The 15,538-nt window shown below is 41.8% G+C and carries 16 protein-coding genes, 1 tRNA gene, 1 other RNA gene and 1 other annotated feature; of the genes, 13 read left to right on the top strand and 5 right to left on the bottom strand.

Annotation, left to right across the window (positions count from 1 at the left end; genetic code table 11):
- Nucleotides 1–77: 77 nt before the first annotated feature.
- A complete protein-coding gene (locus AXI57_RS08115) occupies nt 78–1,028 on the bottom strand; it encodes a YaaC family protein (protein WP_061669764.1) in 951 nt (316 codons plus the stop codon).
- A gap of 120 nt (nt 1,029–1,148) precedes the next feature.
- Between AXI57_RS08115 and guaB the strand changes: the two genes are divergently transcribed.
- From guaB to AXI57_RS08085, 6 genes are all read left to right on the top strand, one after another.
- Complete coding sequence (guaB, locus tag AXI57_RS08110) at nt 1,149–2,615, top strand: IMP dehydrogenase (RefSeq protein ID WP_010788758.1); 1,467 nt, start codon at nt 1,149–1,151, stop codon at nt 2,613–2,615.
- Nucleotides 2,616–2,769: 154 nt separating this feature from the next.
- Nucleotides 2,770–4,095, top strand: coding sequence for a D-alanyl-D-alanine carboxypeptidase (gene dacA / locus AXI57_RS08105; RefSeq protein ID WP_061669762.1), 1,326 nt, complete (start codon nt 2,770–2,772; stop codon nt 4,093–4,095).
- 196 nt (nt 4,096–4,291) lie between these two features.
- On the top strand, nt 4,292–5,176 hold the full coding sequence (pdxS, locus tag AXI57_RS08100) for a pyridoxal 5'-phosphate synthase lyase subunit PdxS (protein ID WP_003328102.1): 885 nt from the start codon (nt 4,292–4,294) through the stop codon (nt 5,174–5,176).
- Between the two features lie 21 nt (nt 5,177–5,197).
- Complete coding sequence (gene pdxT / locus AXI57_RS08095; protein ID WP_061571855.1) at nt 5,198–5,788, top strand: pyridoxal 5'-phosphate synthase glutaminase subunit PdxT; 591 nt, start codon at nt 5,198–5,200, stop codon at nt 5,786–5,788.
- A 52-nt stretch (nt 5,789–5,840) separates the two neighbouring features.
- Nucleotides 5,841–6,055 (top strand) — a binding site (T-box leader).
- Nucleotides 6,056–6,112: 57 nt separating this feature from the next.
- On the top strand, nt 6,113–7,390 hold the full coding sequence (gene serS, locus AXI57_RS08090; RefSeq protein WP_003328100.1) for a serine--tRNA ligase: 1,278 nt from the start codon (nt 6,113–6,115) through the stop codon (nt 7,388–7,390).
- 226 nt (nt 7,391–7,616) lie between these two features.
- Nucleotides 7,617–7,709 (top strand) — tRNA-Ser (locus AXI57_RS08085).
- Between the two features lie 110 nt (nt 7,710–7,819).
- Here AXI57_RS08085 and dck read toward each other — a convergent pair.
- The 4 genes from dck to AXI57_RS08065 all read right to left on the bottom strand — a co-directional run bounded on the left by dck (nt 7,820) and on the right by AXI57_RS08065 (nt 11,093).
- Entirely contained in the window at nt 7,820–8,473 is a 654-nt protein-coding gene (dck, locus tag AXI57_RS08080) for a deoxyadenosine/deoxycytidine kinase (protein ID WP_003328099.1), read from the bottom strand.
- Entirely contained in the window at nt 8,470–9,093 is a 624-nt protein-coding gene (gene dgk, locus AXI57_RS08075) for a deoxyguanosine kinase (RefSeq protein WP_061669760.1), read from the bottom strand. Before dgk ends, dck begins: the two co-directional genes overlap by 4 nt.
- A 97-nt stretch (nt 9,094–9,190) precedes the next feature.
- Entirely contained in the window at nt 9,191–10,480 is a 1,290-nt protein-coding gene (locus AXI57_RS08070; protein WP_170316246.1) for a glycoside hydrolase family 18 protein, read from the bottom strand.
- A gap of 64 nt (nt 10,481–10,544) precedes the next feature.
- The gene (locus AXI57_RS08065) at nt 10,545–11,093 is read right to left on the bottom strand and encodes a cysteine hydrolase family protein (RefSeq protein WP_003328096.1); all 549 of its coding nucleotides are present in this window, start codon (nt 11,091–11,093) and stop codon (nt 10,545–10,547) included.
- Between the two features lie 80 nt (nt 11,094–11,173).
- Between AXI57_RS08065 and tadA the strand changes: the two genes are divergently transcribed.
- The 7 genes from tadA to AXI57_RS08030 all read left to right on the top strand — a co-directional run bounded on the left by tadA (nt 11,174) and on the right by AXI57_RS08030 (nt 15,363).
- Nucleotides 11,174–11,659 carry a tRNA adenosine(34) deaminase TadA gene (gene tadA, locus AXI57_RS08060; protein ID WP_010788765.1) on the top strand — a complete coding sequence of 162 codons (486 nt, stop codon included), beginning with the start codon at nt 11,174–11,176 and terminating at the stop codon, nt 11,657–11,659.
- A gap of 84 nt (nt 11,660–11,743) precedes the next feature.
- Nucleotides 11,744–12,008, top strand: an RNA gene (gene ffs, locus AXI57_RS08055) — signal recognition particle sRNA large type.
- A 129-nt stretch (nt 12,009–12,137) separates the two neighbouring features.
- On the top strand, nt 12,138–13,832 hold the full coding sequence (gene dnaX / locus AXI57_RS08050; RefSeq protein ID WP_061669758.1) for a DNA polymerase III subunit gamma/tau: 1,695 nt from the start codon (nt 12,138–12,140) through the stop codon (nt 13,830–13,832).
- A 23-nt stretch (nt 13,833–13,855) separates the two neighbouring features.
- Entirely contained in the window at nt 13,856–14,179 is a 324-nt protein-coding gene (locus AXI57_RS08045) for a YbaB/EbfC family nucleoid-associated protein (RefSeq protein ID WP_003328092.1), read from the top strand.
- Nucleotides 14,180–14,193: 14 nt separating this feature from the next.
- Nucleotides 14,194–14,790 carry a recombination protein RecR gene (gene recR / locus AXI57_RS08040; protein WP_003328091.1) on the top strand — a complete coding sequence of 199 codons (597 nt, stop codon included), beginning with the start codon at nt 14,194–14,196 and terminating at the stop codon, nt 14,788–14,790.
- Between the two features lie 18 nt (nt 14,791–14,808).
- The gene (locus AXI57_RS08035) at nt 14,809–15,033 is read left to right on the top strand and encodes a YaaL family protein (protein WP_003328090.1); all 225 of its coding nucleotides are present in this window, start codon (nt 14,809–14,811) and stop codon (nt 15,031–15,033) included.
- A gap of 66 nt (nt 15,034–15,099) precedes the next feature.
- The gene (locus tag AXI57_RS08030; RefSeq protein ID WP_003328089.1) at nt 15,100–15,363 is read left to right on the top strand and encodes a pro-sigmaK processing inhibitor BofA family protein; all 264 of its coding nucleotides are present in this window, start codon (nt 15,100–15,102) and stop codon (nt 15,361–15,363) included.
- Nucleotides 15,364–15,538 lie beyond the last annotated feature (175 nt).

Raw genomic sequence — 15,538 nt, 5'->3', positions numbered from 1 at the left:
TGGTAGTCGGGGGCTTCCCCTGTGAGAGTAGGACGCCGCCAAGCAACGCAACCCAGTTCATGTTGAACTGGGTTTTTTTATATGAATTGATGGAGAAACATACATGCATATTGGGGAAATTTAGACTCAGTAATAGATATGAAGTGTTGAATGATGACATAATCATCACTTGCATGCTGAGTCAACAGTTCATACCACCACTCCGTCTCATATCTCGCAATCATTCCTATATTGTATAAAACCAGATAATGAATCGCCATTTCCGGAAGGTGTAAAAATTGATCACGCTGGTTTGGAATATAATATTGCTCTTTTTCTATATCAAATAAGATACTGGTTGATGTCCATGGGTTTTTGTCTTTTAAGGGAATGTGAAATAGCAAATTGTCTTGTTCTTTCTTAAAAAATTCCCACTGTAAATGATATGACACATACTCTGCAAATCGAGAGTCAGACATGTTATAGCTGATAACAACACTCTCTGGAACTGAAACGATTTCATTTCTTTTTTCAATCCTTGTGATGAATTGTTCTTTTTGCTGAAAATAAAAGATAGAGCTTAACTCTGGGACGGCAGTTAAAAGTTTTTTCATTGTATAGCGTTCATCTTCTATACCCGATTTTTCAAAAAGATGCTTCATAACATGCATACATAACCCATTCCGCTGAATCTTCACTTCGTCTTCAATAAAGCAATAATTTTGTTTCTTTCTTTTTCGGGCTGTCACTCCATGAGCAAGCACGGACGTATGGCTCGGATAGCTTGGATCTGTGGTGATAAGACATGCTTTTAATAATTGAGACATCCCGTAAAACAATAAAATCGGTTTGATTTCTAAAGGTGAAACAGAGGCCTGTTTATAAAAGGATTCAGCATGTTTCAAAAAGAAAATAAACCTTTCGCTGTTTTTGAAAGAATGGCTTTTCGCATCATCAATGTCTTTAATTTTATAAACCTTTTCTAGAAATTTCTGGGTTGATTCAATCGAATAAAATAGAGATAAGTCTTTCCACTCTTGATATGTCATAGGTACTTCCTATTCCTTTCCGTTATCTAAATATTACAACTCTTCCCTGCTTCCTTGACATGCTCTTGGCTAGTTGATAATCTACATATAATATTTTGCCGAAAAGAGGGGGATTTACTAATGTGGGAAAGTAAATTTTCAAAAGAAGGCTTAACGTTTGATGATGTGTTGCTTGTACCAGCTAAATCAGAGGTGCTTCCACGTGATGTGGATTTATCGGTTGAGCTCACAAAAACGTTAAAGCTGAATATTCCTGTCATCAGCGCAGGGATGGATACTGTAACAGAATCAGCAATGGCGATTGCAATGGCCAGACAAGGCGGGCTAGGCATTATCCATAAAAACATGTCAATTGAACAGCAAGCTGAACAGGTTGATAAAGTAAAACGCTCTGAACGCGGCGTTATTACGAATCCCTTCTTTTTAACTCCTGATCACCAAGTATTTGATGCGGAGCACTTGATGGGGAAATACAGAATTTCCGGTGTTCCGATTGTAGATAATAATGAAGATCAAAAGCTGGTTGGAATTATCACAAACCGCGATCTTCGCTTTATTTCCGACTACTCAATGAAAATCAGCGATGTAATGACAAGAGAAGAACTTGTCACTGCACCTGTAGGAACGACTTTAGATCAAGCAGAGAAGATTTTACAAAAGCATAAAATTGAAAAGCTTCCTCTTGTTGATGACCAGAATAAATTAAAAGGTCTTATTACGATTAAAGATATCGAAAAAGTAATTGAATTCCCTAACTCTTCAAAGGATGTTCACGGACGTCTTATCGTCGGTGCAGCCGTAGGAGTCACTGGTGACACAATGACACGCGTTAAAAAGCTTGTCGAAGCGAATGTTGACGCGATCGTTATTGATACAGCACACGGCCATTCACAGGGTGTATTAAATACTGTGGCCAATATTCGTGAGACATATCCTGAGTTAAATATCATCGCAGGAAACGTGGCTACAGCTGAAGCGACAAAAGCATTGATTGAAGCTGGAGCAAACGTTGTAAAAGTGGGAATCGGACCAGGCTCTATTTGTACAACACGTGTGGTTGCAGGTGTGGGTGTTCCGCAAATCACTGCAATTTATGATTGTGCGACAGAGGCAAGAAAACATGGCGCGACAATTATCGCAGACGGCGGTATTAAATTCTCCGGAGACATTACAAAAGCTCTGGCAGCCGGCGGACATGCGGTTATGCTTGGAAGCCTGCTTGCAGGTACTTCTGAAAGCCCGGGTGAAACTGAAATCTATCAAGGCAGAAGGTTTAAAGTGTACCGTGGTATGGGTTCAGTATCTGCTATGGAAAAAGGCAGTAAAGACCGTTACTTCCAAGAAGAAAACAAAAAATTCGTTCCAGAGGGAATCGAAGGCCGTACACCTTACAAAGGGCCTGTTGAAGAAACTGTTTATCAGCTTGTTGGCGGTATTCGTTCCGGTATGGGCTACTGCGGATCAAAAGATTTGCTTGCTTTAAGAGAAGAAGCTCAGTTCATCCGTATGACTGGTGCGGGTCTTCGTGAAAGCCATCCGCATGATGTTCAGATTACAAAAGAATCACCGAACTATACAATTTCATAATCAATTGTTACAAATTAAAAACATTTGACAGGGTCTCTGACTCTGTCTATTTTTTTTATACTGATTATGATAAAATTTATACTGTTGTGTTTTGAATATGTCCTTAACGGCTTAATTATAGATGAATGAAAAACGAAATACGGAGGTCGTAAGATTGAACATCAAGAAATGTAAACAGCTGATGATGTCATTTTTTGTATTAACTCTAATTGTGACTTGTCTGGCTCCAATGTCCAGAGCAAAAGCAGCCAGCGATCCGATTGACGTTAATGCGTCAGCAGCTATTATGATCGAAGCTTCTTCGGGGAAAATATTGTACAGTAAAAATGCAGATAAGAGATTGCCAATCGCCAGTATGACAAAAATGATGACTGAGTATCTGCTGTTGGAAGCAATTGATGAAGGAAAAGTGAAATGGGATCAAACATATACGCCTGATGACTATGTATATGAGATTTCCCAAGATAACAGTCTGTCAAACGTTCCTCTTCGCAAAGATGGAAAGTACACAGTGAAAGAGCTTTATCAAGCAACGGCAATCTATTCTGCCAACGCTGCTGCCATTGCTCTTGCTGAAGTCATGGCGGGCTCTGAAACAAAGTTTGTCGATAAAATGAATGCCAAAGCGAAAGAACTTGGGTTAACAAATTTCAAATTCGTAAATGCAACAGGTTTGGAAAATAAAGATCTTCACGGCAAACAGCCTGAGGGGACAAGCGTTGATGAAGAAAGTGAAGTATCTGCTAAAGATATGGCTATTCTTGCAGATCGTCTTATCACTGATTATCCTGAAATTCTGGATACTGCAAGTATTGCAAAAACAAAGTTCAGAGAAGGCACTGACGATGAAATGGATATGCCAAACTGGAACTTCATGCTTAAAGGCCTTGTAAGTGAATATAAGGGTGTAGACGGGTTAAAAACGGGTTCCACTGATTCTGCAGGCTCATGTTTTACTAGCACGGCTGAACGTAATGGCATGCGTGTCATCACTGTTGTGTTAAACGCTAAGGGTAATATACATACCGGACGCTTTGACGAAACGAAAAAAATGCTTAATTATGCGTTTGATAATTTCTCAATGAAAGAAATTTACGCTGAAGGTAAACAAGTTAAAGGGCATAAAACAATCTCTGTTGATAAAGGAAAAGATAAAGAGGTTGGCATCGTAACGAAAAAGGCATTTTCTATTCCTGTGAAAAATGGGGATGAGAAGAATTACAAAGCAAAGGTTACACTAGATAAAGACAAACTCGATGCTCCGGTGAAAAAAGGAGCGAAGGTCGGAAAGCTGACTGCAACATATACAGGTGATGATAAGGATTACGGTTTCCTATCAACCGATGTGTCAGGTGTAGATCTTGTAACGAAAGATAAAGTAGATAAAGCAAACTGGTTCATTTTAACAATGCGCGGTATCGGAGGCTTTTTCTCAGGCATTTGGGGAAGCATCGTTGATACAGTGACTGGCTGGTTTTAATAAAGACGAAGGAGCTCTGATTAATATCGGGGCTCTTTTAATTAATATACTGAAAAAAGTGAATTTTTATTAAAAAATCATTTCCATTACGCCTTAAACCCGAATAAAATAATAATATCCATATGATTTATCAAGTTTCTAGGATACAATAAGATGTAGAAATTATCTAATTATATCTTACTAGGGGGACTAACAAATGGCTCAAACAGGTACCGACCGCGTAAAACGCGGAATGGCAGAAATGCAAAAAGGCGGCGTCATCATGGACGTAGTAAATGCGGAACAAGCGAAAATTGCAGAAGAGGCTGGAGCTGTCGCTGTTATGGCTCTGGAACGTGTGCCGGCTGACATTCGTGCGGCTGGAGGAGTTGCCCGTATGGCTGATCCTACAATCGTAGAAGAAGTTATGAATGCAGTATCTATCCCTGTAATGGCAAAAGCGCGTATCGGACATATTGTTGAGGCACGCGTGTTGGAGGCTATGGGAGTTGATTATATAGACGAAAGTGAAGTCTTGACTCCTGCTGATGAAGAGTTCCATTTGAATAAAAATGATTATACTGTTCCTTTTGTTTGCGGATGTCGTGATCTTGGTGAAGCAACTCGCCGAATTGCAGAAGGAGCATCAATGCTTCGTACGAAAGGTGAACCGGGAACAGGAAATATTGTTGAAGCTGTTCGCCATATGAGAAAAGTTAACGCTCAGGTTCGCAAAGTAGCTGCAATGAGTGACGATGAATTGATGACTGAAGCGAAAAATCTAGGTGCGCCTTACGAGCTTCTACAGCAAATTAAAAGAGACGGAAAACTTCCTGTCGTGAACTTTGCTGCTGGCGGCGTAGCTACACCTGCTGATGCAGCTTTAATGATGCAGCTTGGCGCGGATGGTGTGTTTGTAGGTTCTGGAATTTTCAAATCGGACAACCCTGCTAAATTTGCGAAAGCAATTGTTGAAGCAACAACACACTTTACAGATTACAAATTGATTGCTGAGCTTTCAAAAGAGCTTGGAACGGCAATGAAAGGGATCGAAATCTCAAATTTACTTCCAGAACAGCGTATGCAAGAGCGCGGCTGGTAAGAACATAGGAGTGCTGGTAACATGTTAACAATTGGTGTACTTGGACTTCAAGGAGCAGTAAGAGAGCACATCCGTTCAATTGAAGCATGCGGTGCAGCAGGACTTGTTGTTAAACGTCCGGAGCAATTGAATGAGGTAGACGGTTTAATTTTACCGGGCGGAGAAAGCACGACAATGCGCCGATTGATTGATACGTATCACTTCATGGAGCCATTGCGTGAATTTGCCGCTCAGGGTAAACCGCTGTTTGGCACATGTGCCGGACTTATCATTTTGGCAAAGGAAATACAGGGCTCTGACAATGCTCATCTGGGTGTATTGAATGTTAAAGTCGAACGAAATTCCTTTGGCCGGCAGGTAGACAGCTTTGAGGCTGATTTAACCATTGAGGGGCTCGCAGAACCCTTTACCGGTGTATTCATCCGTGCGCCTCATATCCTTGAGGCCGGAGAAGATGTTGAAGTGCTTTCCGAGCATGGCGGCCGCATCGTAGCAGCAAAACAAGACAATCTCTTGGGCTGCTCCTTCCATCCGGAACTGACGGATGATCATCGGGTGACAGAGCTGTTTGTTCAAATGGTTGAGAAGCACAAGCAGGAAGCTGTTGTATAAAACAGTTGAAAGCTGTGAAAACTTATAGTACATTATAAGCACAAATAAAGATCGAAAAGCGTTGACAGGAAGCAGTAGGAAGCCCCTCTTTCTAAGAGAGCCGATGGGTGGTGCGAATCGGTGAAAGATGCTGTCTGAATCCATCCTTGAGCGAAATGCTGAATTGAGTAGGCATTTACGGGATAACCGTTATGTGTTAAAGCGGAAAATAAGTTTTTTTAACTTGTTTTCAATCAGGGTGGCAACGCGAGAGCTCTCGTCCCTTTCATGGGGATGAGGGCTCTTTTTATTTTCGATACATTCAATGAAAAAGGAGTGTTTAGCATGCTTGATACGAAAATGCTGAGAGCTAATTTTCAAGAGGTAAAAGCAAAGCTGGTACATAAAGGCGAAGACTTATCAGACTTTGATAAGTTTGAGGAGCTTGATGAAAAAAGAAGAGAGCTTATTGGAAAAGTAGAAGAATTAAAAGGGAGACGGAATGAAGTATCCCAGCAAGTTGCCGTATTAAAACGCGAGAAAAAAGACGCGGATCATATTATCAAAGAAATGCGTGAAGTCGGAGAAGAAATTAAAACACTCGACGAAGAGTTAAGAACTGTGGAATCAACTCTTGATACGATTCTTTTATCTATCCCTAATATTCCGCACGATTCAGTGCCCGTCGGTGAAACGGAAGATGACAATATTGAAATCCGCAAGTGGGGAGAAGCTCCGGCATTTTCATATGAGCCAAAACCGCATTGGGATATTGCTGATGATTTGAACATTCTGGACTTTGAACGCGCCGCAAAAGTAACAGGAAGCCGTTTTGTTTTCTATAAAGGCTTAGGCGCCCGTCTGGAACGTGCCCTTTATAACTTTATGCTTGATCTGCATGTGGATGAGTACAATTATACGGAGGTCATACCGCCTTATATGGTGAATCGTGCAAGCATGACAGGTACAGGGCAGCTGCCGAAGTTCGAAGAGGATGCGTTTAAGATCAGAGAAGAGGATTACTTCTTGATTCCGACTGCAGAAGTGCCGATTACAAATATGCACCGCGATGAAATCTTGTCAGGTGAAAGCCTTCCGATCAATTACGCGGCGTTCAGTGCCTGCTTCCGTTCAGAAGCTGGTTCAGCGGGTCGTGACACACGCGGATTAATCCGCCAGCACCAGTTTAATAAGGTTGAACTTGTGAAATTTGTAAAGCCGGAAGATTCTTATGACGAACTTGAAAAACTTACAAATCAAGCTGAGCGTGTCCTTCAGCTTTTAGAACTTCCTTACCGTGTGATGAGCATGTGTACAGGTGATTTAGGATTCACGGCTGCGAAAAAATACGATATCGAAGTATGGATTCCAAGCCAAGACACATATCGTGAAATTTCGTCTTGCAGCAACTTCGAAGCCTTTCAGGCCAGACGCGCTAACATTCGTTTCAGACGTGAAGCGAAAGGCAAGCCGGAGCATGTGCATACACTGAACGGCTCAGGTCTGGCTGTCGGCAGAACTGTCGCAGCCATTTTAGAAAATTATCAGCAGGATGACGGCAGTGTCGTCATTCCGAAGGTGCTTCGTCCTTATATGGGAAATAGAGAAGTCATCAAAGCATAAATCAAAAGGTGCGCCTTCCATAGGGCGCGCCTTTTTTGTGATTCTGTAAAGTGATGCAATATTTCTCGACCTACTTATTGCATTGTCTTTGATAAACCTTGTGACACCTTCTTCGCAGTCTGTCTAAAACCCTGTCTTTTGCATGTGACAAATAAAGATGAAAAATAATTTATAAAAACACTTGACGATACTCAATTAATCATGATATAGTAAATCTTGTCGAAACGGAGGAATACCCAAGTCCGGCTGAAGGGATCGGTCTTGAAAACCGACAGGGGTGTCAAAGCCCGCGGGGGTTCGAATCCCTCTTCCTCCGCCATATGATTTTTAAATGAATGACTCAAGCATATATTGGAGATTGTTTTGCCCGCTGCATTTCGATGCACCGGGTTTTTTATATTCAAAAAAAGTGAGCCTTAGTTTCTGGGCTCACTTTTTTCTTGTTTCATGAATCACTGTGCTGACTTGATCAATGATTTTTTCGATAGAGTCTTCATCATTGAGCAAATCATAATCCTCAATACGAATTTTCAAAACGGGGCAAGCGTTAAATCCGCTTATCCAGTTTTCGTACCGGGTGTACATCTCTTCCCAGTAAGAACGGTTTGTTTGCAGCTCCATTTCACGTCCTCGTTCTTCAATGCGTGCCAAAATGTTATTTAAATCGCCTTCTAGATAAATCAGAACGTCAGGGTGTGGAAAGTAGGGGGTCATCACCATGGCTTCAAAAAGGCTTGTATACGTTTTATAATCGACCTTTGACATGGTCCCTTTATCAGCGTGCATTTTTGCGAAAATCCCTGTATCTTCATAAATGGAACGGTCTTGCACAAACCCGCCGCCGGCTTCAAATATATTTTTTTGTTCTTTGAAACGTTCGGCTAAAAAATAGATTTGTAAATGAAAGCTCCAGCGTTCAAAATCGTGATAAAACTTTTCTAAGTATGGGTTATGATCCACTTCTTCAAGAGAGGTTTTAAAGCCGAGCCGTTTGGCCAGCGTTCTTGTTAACGTTGATTTTCCGACGCCTACTGTTCCTGCTACAGTAATGATTGAATCCTTGGGTATATGATGTTCTTTCATTTTATAAGCTCCTTTACCTGGGCGGCAATTCCTTTGAAGTCTCTTTCGTTCAAAACAAAATCCTCAGAATCTCCATCTATAGTTAATACCTTAAGCTCTGGGTTTGCTTCCTGGAGCTGTTTGATTGCGGCCTCATAATCAGCGATAAGCTGCTCCAAGTAGCTCTGTTCAATTTTTTTCTCAAATGGGCGGCCTCGTTTTTCAATACGCTCCAGCAATGTTGTCAGGCTTGCCCGTATGTAAATGATCAGATCAGGTTTTGGCAGGTCATCAGTCAGCAGGTGATAAATCTTCCTGTATTTATCGAGCTGCTGGTCGTGTAAAGTGCGCTCAGCAAAAATCACATTTTTATAAATATGGTAATCAGCTATCACGGGCTGTCCTTCTTTTAGAAATTTGCGGTTTGTGTCCTCGAGCTGCTTATACCTGTGACAAAGAAAAAACATTTCAAGCTGGAAGCTCCATTCCTCTATATTGTCATAAAACTTATCAAGGTATGGATTGTCCTCCACAATTTCTTTTATGATAGGGAATCCAAGCTCCTGTGAAAGCATGGTAGCAAGTGTCGTTTTCCCTGCCCCGATAGGACCTTCTATTGCGATAAAAGGGGCTTTGTTCATTGCAATCCTCCTCAATTCTAAAGAAACATTCGTCGGCTGCCGACCATCATATTGTATCATAACCTTGTAGGAGCCCATGAAAAAAGACGTTTTCGAATTAACGAAACGTCTTTTTGACAATATTAAATTGATCCGCGATTAACAGCCAGTTTTGAGGGAAAGAGAGCCCGAGTTTCCAATAGCTGATCCCTCTTAAATTCAGTTCCTTAATTAAATTGAATTTTGCTTGAATGGAACGTGCGTCTTCGAACCATACCTCATGCTGTTTGTTGTTTGAATCGGTATAGCGAAAGAAGGGAGCCTGAGATGTTTCATCGTATTGGATTGCTGCATTATTTTGGCCGGCCAGTACAATCGCCTGCTGGGGACTGAGAGCTTTCGCTAGGTCTCCGCCAGCGGTGTACGGCAAGGTCCAATCATATCCGTATAAATTCTGTCCCATAACGATTTTGTTTGCAGGCATTTCAGTTAAAGCATATTCAATGACATCCCGGACGGGTCCTATAGGAGAAACGGCTTGAGCCGGACCGCCGCTATAACCCCATTCATATGTCATAATCACAACAAAGTCCACAATCTCCCCGTGAGCCTTATAATCATGAGCCTCATACCATTTGCCTTTTTGAGTTGCACTGGTTTTCGGGGCAAGTGCCGTAGAGATCAGCCAGCCTTCCCTGTGTAAAATATCTCTTGCTTCACGCAGAAACTGATTATAGGCTTCTTTATCTTCAGGCCGTAAGTATTCAAAGTCAAAATGAATATCCCGAAATCCATATTTTCTAGCAGTCGCAACAATTTCATTTAACAGTTTGGTTTTTACGGTATCGTCATTTAAAATAATCCGTCCAAGTTCATCACTAAATGCTTCATTTTCTAAGTTAGTGACAATCATCATTAACGTTGTATTCTGGCTGTCGCTGATGGCTTTTAGGTTTGTCATCGGGGGCTCTTCTAAAGTGCCGTCCCGCTGTACTTGAAAGCTGAACGCACCCAGATAAGTCAGGTAGGGAACAGCTTCTCTCACCGCCTGCTGAAGATTCTCGCTGACCTGAGTTCCGCGTGGCTCCACATATGCATTTGATTCTATGTCGCTTTTGGGAAGCGGAGGAATGTATAGACGAAAGCCAATTTGTAAAACAGCATTTAACTGAATGCGATTAATCCTGGCAAGCTCGGCAGCTGTTGTATTGAACTGACGGGCGATGGACGTGAGGGTATCGCCTTGTTTAACATCATAAAACTGTCCTGCAATCGGAATTACAATGGTTTGTCCGACAACGAGTTTATCAGGATTCGGTATCTCGTTCGTTTCTGTTATTTCATTTACTGTGGTCCGGTATTGCGATGCGATAGCAGAAAGAGTGTCACCTTGTTTCACAACATAAATTTGAATAAAAAACGCCTCCTTTCATATCCGCTATCAATGTATGAAGAAAGAAGGGTGATCATGTTTATTTTTCCGATGTAATTTGTTTTTCGTCTGTAATTTCTGCAAAAAGGACATCTTTCATTATGGTTAAAGCAAACTGATTATCCTCATCACTATTGGAAGCAATACAGTCTTTTGGTATTGTAATATTGTATTCTCTCATATAAGCGTCATTGGCAGTGAAAAGCACACAAATATTTCCTGCGATCCCTGTAATGATGACCCGCTTTACCTTCTGCTCGGTTAGCAGAGTGTGAAGCGCTGTTTCATAAAAAGCGGAATGCATTGGTTTAATTAAAAAATAATCATCATCTTGCGGTGAGATCTTTTCAATAATTGACTCACTCAATTCATTTTTACATTCATTTTCAATCGTGGAAATATCGGCTTGCCAGAGTCCGTAATGATCGTTAATGTAGATAATTGGCCAATTGTTGTGTTTTGCATGCTTCTTTAATGATAAAATATGTGGCACGATCTGTACTGTTTTCTGGGCAAGGCTTTCCCCCTTATCGAATTGAAAATTGTTTATCATGTCTACAATAAGAAGAGCGGTGCCTGATTTAGACAATGGTCTGTCTCCTTTCCGACGTTTAATACTTTATATTATCCTTTATAGAAGATGAAAAAACTTTGAAGAGAGAGCTTAATATGACAAAAGATGAATTCTATATGCTAGAAGCCATAAAAGAAGCGAAAAAAGCGGAAGAAATAGGTGAGGTTCCAATCGGTGCCGTGCTCGTTATGAATGACGACATCGTGGCGCGTGCTCATAACCTGAGAGAAACTGAACAGCGCTCAATAGCCCATGCCGAAATGCTGGCAATTGATGAGGCTTGCCGTACTCTTGGAACGTGGAGGCTGGAAGGCGCGTCTCTCTATGTCACCCTCGAACCGTGTCCGATGTGTGCAGGCGCCGTGGTGCTTTCCAGAGTGGATAGAGTTGTGTTTGGCGCATTTGATCCTAAGGGAGGATGCTCAGGGACGCTGATGAATCTTCTTCAAGAAGAACGGTTTAATCACCAGGCGGAAGTCGTCAGCGGCGTGCTGGAAAATGAATGCGGGCAAATGCTAAGCGACTTTTTCAGAAACCTGCGTGAAAAAAAGAAAGCTGCCAGGAAAAACTTGTCTGAGTAGTCCGGTTGCAATTTTCGAATGAAAAGGATATACTTATGTGTGCGTCACTAAGTGATGCCAAATAAAAATTTGATATTTATTTTGCCGTGCTAAGCGGGGAGGTAGCGGTGCCCTGTACCCGCAATCCGCTCTAGCGGGGCCGAATCCCTTCTCGAGGTTCGTTTACTTTAAGGTCTGCCTTAAGTAAGTGGTGTTGACGTTTGGGTCCTGCGCAATGGGAATTCATGAACCATGTCAGGTCCGGAAGGAAGCAGCATTAAGTGAAACCTCTCATGTGCCGCAGGGTTGCCTGGGCCGAGCTAACTGCTTAAGTAACGCTTAGGGTAGCGAATCGACAGAAGGTGCACGGTAAATCAATCATCAAATTTTCAGACTCACCTATCAGTAGGTGGGTTTTTTGTTTTTTAAAACAGCTTTTGGAATCGAAACAACCTTCATGTATAATGGGAATGATGAATAACGGAGGAGGGCGCATCCCGTGAGTTACCAAGCTTTATATCGAGTTTTCAGGCCTCAGCGCTTTGAAGATGTGGTCGGTCAAGAGCACATTACAAAGACGTTGCAAAATGCCCTTTTGAAAAAGAAATTTTCTCACGCATACCTGTTTTCAGGGCCGAGGGGTACGGGGAAAACAAGTGCAGCTAAAATCTTTTCAAAAGCTGTCAACTGTGAACATGCTCCTGTGGAAGAGCCATGCAACAATTGTGCGGCCTGCAAAGGCATAACAAACGGTTCAATATCCGATGTCATCGAAATTGATGCTGCTTCAAACAACGGTGTTGATGAAATCCGCGACATTCGGGATAAAGTAAAGTTTGCCCCGTCAGCCGTCACTTATAAAGTATATATTATAGATGAGGTGCATATGCTCTCTATCGGCGCCTTTAATGCTTTGTTGAAAACATTAGAAGAACCGCCGGAGCATTGTATTTTCATTTTAGCGACGACAGAGCCGCATAAAATTCCTTTAACCATTATCTCCAGATGTCAGCGTTTTGACTTCAAACGTATTACACCCCAAGCCATTGTCGGACGAATGAAAAAAATTGTCGAGGCTGAGCAGCTAAAGGTAGAAGAAGGAGCGCTAGATATTATTGCGAGTGCCGCTGACGGCGGTATGAGGGATGCGTTGAGCCTCCTGGATCAAGCTGTATCATTCAGCGGAGATGAGCTTACGGTGGATGACGCATTGCTTATCACAGGAGCTGTTTCTCAGCACTACATTGGGAAGCTTGCGCAATCTTTACATGAGAAGCAAGTTTCCGAGGCGTTGGAAACACTGAATGAATTGCTTCAGCAAGGAAAAGACGCGGCTAAGCTGATAGAGGATATGATCTTTTACTTTAGGGATATGCTTTTATACAAGACAGCTCCCGGGCTGGAAGGCGTATTAGAGAAGGTAAAGGTTGATGATACCTTCCGTGCGTTGAGTGAACAGATACCGGCACCCGCCTTGTATGAAATGATTGATGTCTTGAATAAAAGCCATCAGGAAATGAAGTGGACCAATCATCCGCGTATTTTCTTTGAAGTCGCAGTTGTGAAGATTTGCCAGAGTACTCATCAAGAAACTGCCGCTCAGCCGGAAGTGGATATATTGATGAAGAAAGTGCAGCAGCTTGAACAAGAAATAGAACGTCTTAAAACGACCGGTGTACAAGCCGCGCCGGACAGCAGACCGCAAAAGGAGACGCCTCGTCCTCAAAAAAGCGGCAAAAGCAGCTACAAAGCGCCGACAGGAAGAATCCATGAAATTTTAAAAGAAGCCACCAGGCAGGATCTTGATCAGTTGAAAAGCAGCTGGGGCAAGCTGCTGGCGCATTTGAAACAGCAAAATAAAGTATCGCATGCAGCACTATTAAATGACAGTGAACCGGTGGCTGCTGCATCCAAGGCATTTGTGCTGAAATTCAAATATGAAATTCATTGTAAAATGGTCGCGGAAGATAATAACGGCGTGCGAACCAATCTTGAACAAATATTAGAATCAATGCTCGGAAAAAGAGTGGATTTGATTGGCGTTCCAGAAGCACAATGGGGTAAAATAAGAGAAGAATTTTTAGTTGACCATCAGCAGGAAAATGAAGGATCAAATGACCCGGCTGAAGAAGACCCGCTCATTGCAGAAGCAAAGAAGCTTGTAGGTGCGGAATTAATTGAAATAAAAGAATAACAAAATGAAAGAGAGTGGATAATATGCGTGGCGGAATGGGAAATATGCAAAAAATGATGAAACAAATGCAGAAAATGCAAAAGGATATGGCAAAAGCCCAAGAAGAGCTTGCTGAAAAAGTTCTTGAAGGAACAGCAGGCGGCGGTATGGTCACCGTTAAAGTCAACGGTCAAAAAGAAGTTGTAGACATTTCTATTCAAGAAGAGGTTGTAGACCCTGAAGATATCGAAATGCTTCAAGATCTTGTACTGGCCGCAACAAATGATGCGCTGAAGAAAATTGATGAGATGACAAACGAAACAATGGGCCAATTTACAAAAGGAATGAACATGCCCGGTTTATTCTAGGGGGATAAAAGAGAATGCAGTATCCTGAACCAATATCAAAGCTGATTGACAGCTTTATGAAATTGCCAGGGATCGGACCGAAAACAGCGGTTCGTCTGGCTTTTTTTGTTCTAGGTATGAAAGAAGACGTGGTATTAGACTTTGCAAAGGCGCTTGTTAATGCCAAGCGAAACCTGACATATTGTTCGATCTGTGGACATATTACAGATCAGGACCCTTGTTATATATGTGAAGATACAAGACGGGACAAATCAATCATTTGTGTAGTACAGGACCCGAAAGATGTAATCGCTATGGAGAAAATGAAAGAATACAACGGACAGTATCACGTTCTCCATGGCGCCATCTCTCCAATGGACGGCATCGGACCCGAGGATATTAAAATACCAGAATTACTAAAACGGCTGCAGGATGATCAAGTGACAGAGGTGATTCTCGCTACAAACCCTAATATAGAAGGGGAAGCAACAGCGATGTATATATCAAGGCTGTTAAAGCCATCTGGTATTAAGCTCTCCCGTATTGCCCACGGACTGCCTGTCGGCGGTGATTTGGAATATGCTGATGAGGTCACGCTTTCTAAAGCGCTTGAAGGAAGACGTGAAATGTAAGGGAGGAAAAAGCGATCCATGGGTTTTCTTCGCAAGAAAAAGCTAAGAAAAGAGTTTGATGAAAAATTAATCGAACAGCTCTTCAAACAAAAAGAAGAATGGGGCAGGCAAAAGAGGCTTGTCGAAAAAAGTGTGGAACCGTCAGCTGAGGTATTGAATGAGTTGAAAATGGCGGAGGCAAAGTATTTCTTTTATTTAAGAGAAGCTAAGCAAAGAAACCTGAGAATCAGCGGGTGGAAGTAAGTGGTCTAATCTCCTGGATCTTCTCATAAGCTTGTACTAGAACAAGCGAAGGAGCTGAGAAGATTCATGGAGTCAATTTTCATTATAGGGATAATTTTAGGTTTAATTGTTCTGCTGTTTTTATCGGGAGCGCCGGCTAAACCATTAAGGTGGATCGGTATTACTGCGGTAAAGTTTGTGGTGGGAGCTTTACTTTTAGTATGTGTGAATATGTTTGGCGGCAGCCTCGGTATTCATGTGCCTATTAATATAGTAACAACTGGTGTCAGCGGAATTCTTGGTATACCGGGAGTGGCTGCATTAGTAGTGATTAAACACTTCATTATTTAATTCAAAATATAAGTTGACTTTATTATATCAAGATGGTATTCTAATATACGTCGCTGATAACGAAACGAACTTTTGAAAAAGAAGTTGAAAAAAGTTGTTGACGACGAGTGAGAAAGTGTGTTATGATTATCAAGTCGCTTAAAGAGCGGCACACGAAGTTCTTTGAAAACTAAAC

The sequence above is a fragment of the Bacillus atrophaeus genome (genome assembly GCF_001584335.1).
Lineage (GTDB): Bacteria > Bacillota > Bacilli > Bacillales > Bacillaceae > Bacillus > Bacillus atrophaeus.
This window is presented reverse-complemented; position numbering and strand designations above follow the sequence as displayed.

Bases quoted from the DNA above. Each gene is read 5' to 3' on its own strand.
- AXI57_RS08115 (WP_061669764.1), bottom strand. From the start codon at position 1,028: ATGACATATCAAGAGTGGAAAGACTTATCTCTATTTTATTCGATTGAA.
- guaB (WP_010788758.1), top strand. From the start codon at position 1,149: ATGTGGGAAAGTAAATTTTCAAAAGAAGGCTTAACGTTTGATGATGTG.
- pdxS (WP_003328102.1), top strand. From the start codon at position 4,292: ATGGCTCAAACAGGTACCGACCGCGTAAAACGCGGAATGGCAGAAATG.
- pdxT (WP_061571855.1), top strand. From the start codon at position 5,198: ATGTTAACAATTGGTGTACTTGGACTTCAAGGAGCAGTAAGAGAGCAC.
- serS (WP_003328100.1), top strand. From the start codon at position 6,113: ATGCTTGATACGAAAATGCTGAGAGCTAATTTTCAAGAGGTAAAAGCA.
- dck (WP_003328099.1), bottom strand. From the start codon at position 8,473: ATGAAAGAACATCATATACCCAAGGATTCAATCATTACTGTAGCAGGA.
- dgk (WP_061669760.1), bottom strand. From the start codon at position 9,093: ATGAACAAAGCCCCTTTTATCGCAATAGAAGGTCCTATCGGGGCAGGG.
- tadA (WP_010788765.1), top strand. From the start codon at position 11,174: ATGACAAAAGATGAATTCTATATGCTAGAAGCCATAAAAGAAGCGAAA.
- AXI57_RS08045 (WP_003328092.1), top strand. From the start codon at position 13,856: ATGCGTGGCGGAATGGGAAATATGCAAAAAATGATGAAACAAATGCAG.
- recR (WP_003328091.1), top strand. From the start codon at position 14,194: ATGCAGTATCCTGAACCAATATCAAAGCTGATTGACAGCTTTATGAAA.
- AXI57_RS08035 (WP_003328090.1), top strand. From the start codon at position 14,809: ATGGGTTTTCTTCGCAAGAAAAAGCTAAGAAAAGAGTTTGATGAAAAA.
- AXI57_RS08030 (WP_003328089.1), top strand. From the start codon at position 15,100: ATGGAGTCAATTTTCATTATAGGGATAATTTTAGGTTTAATTGTTCTG.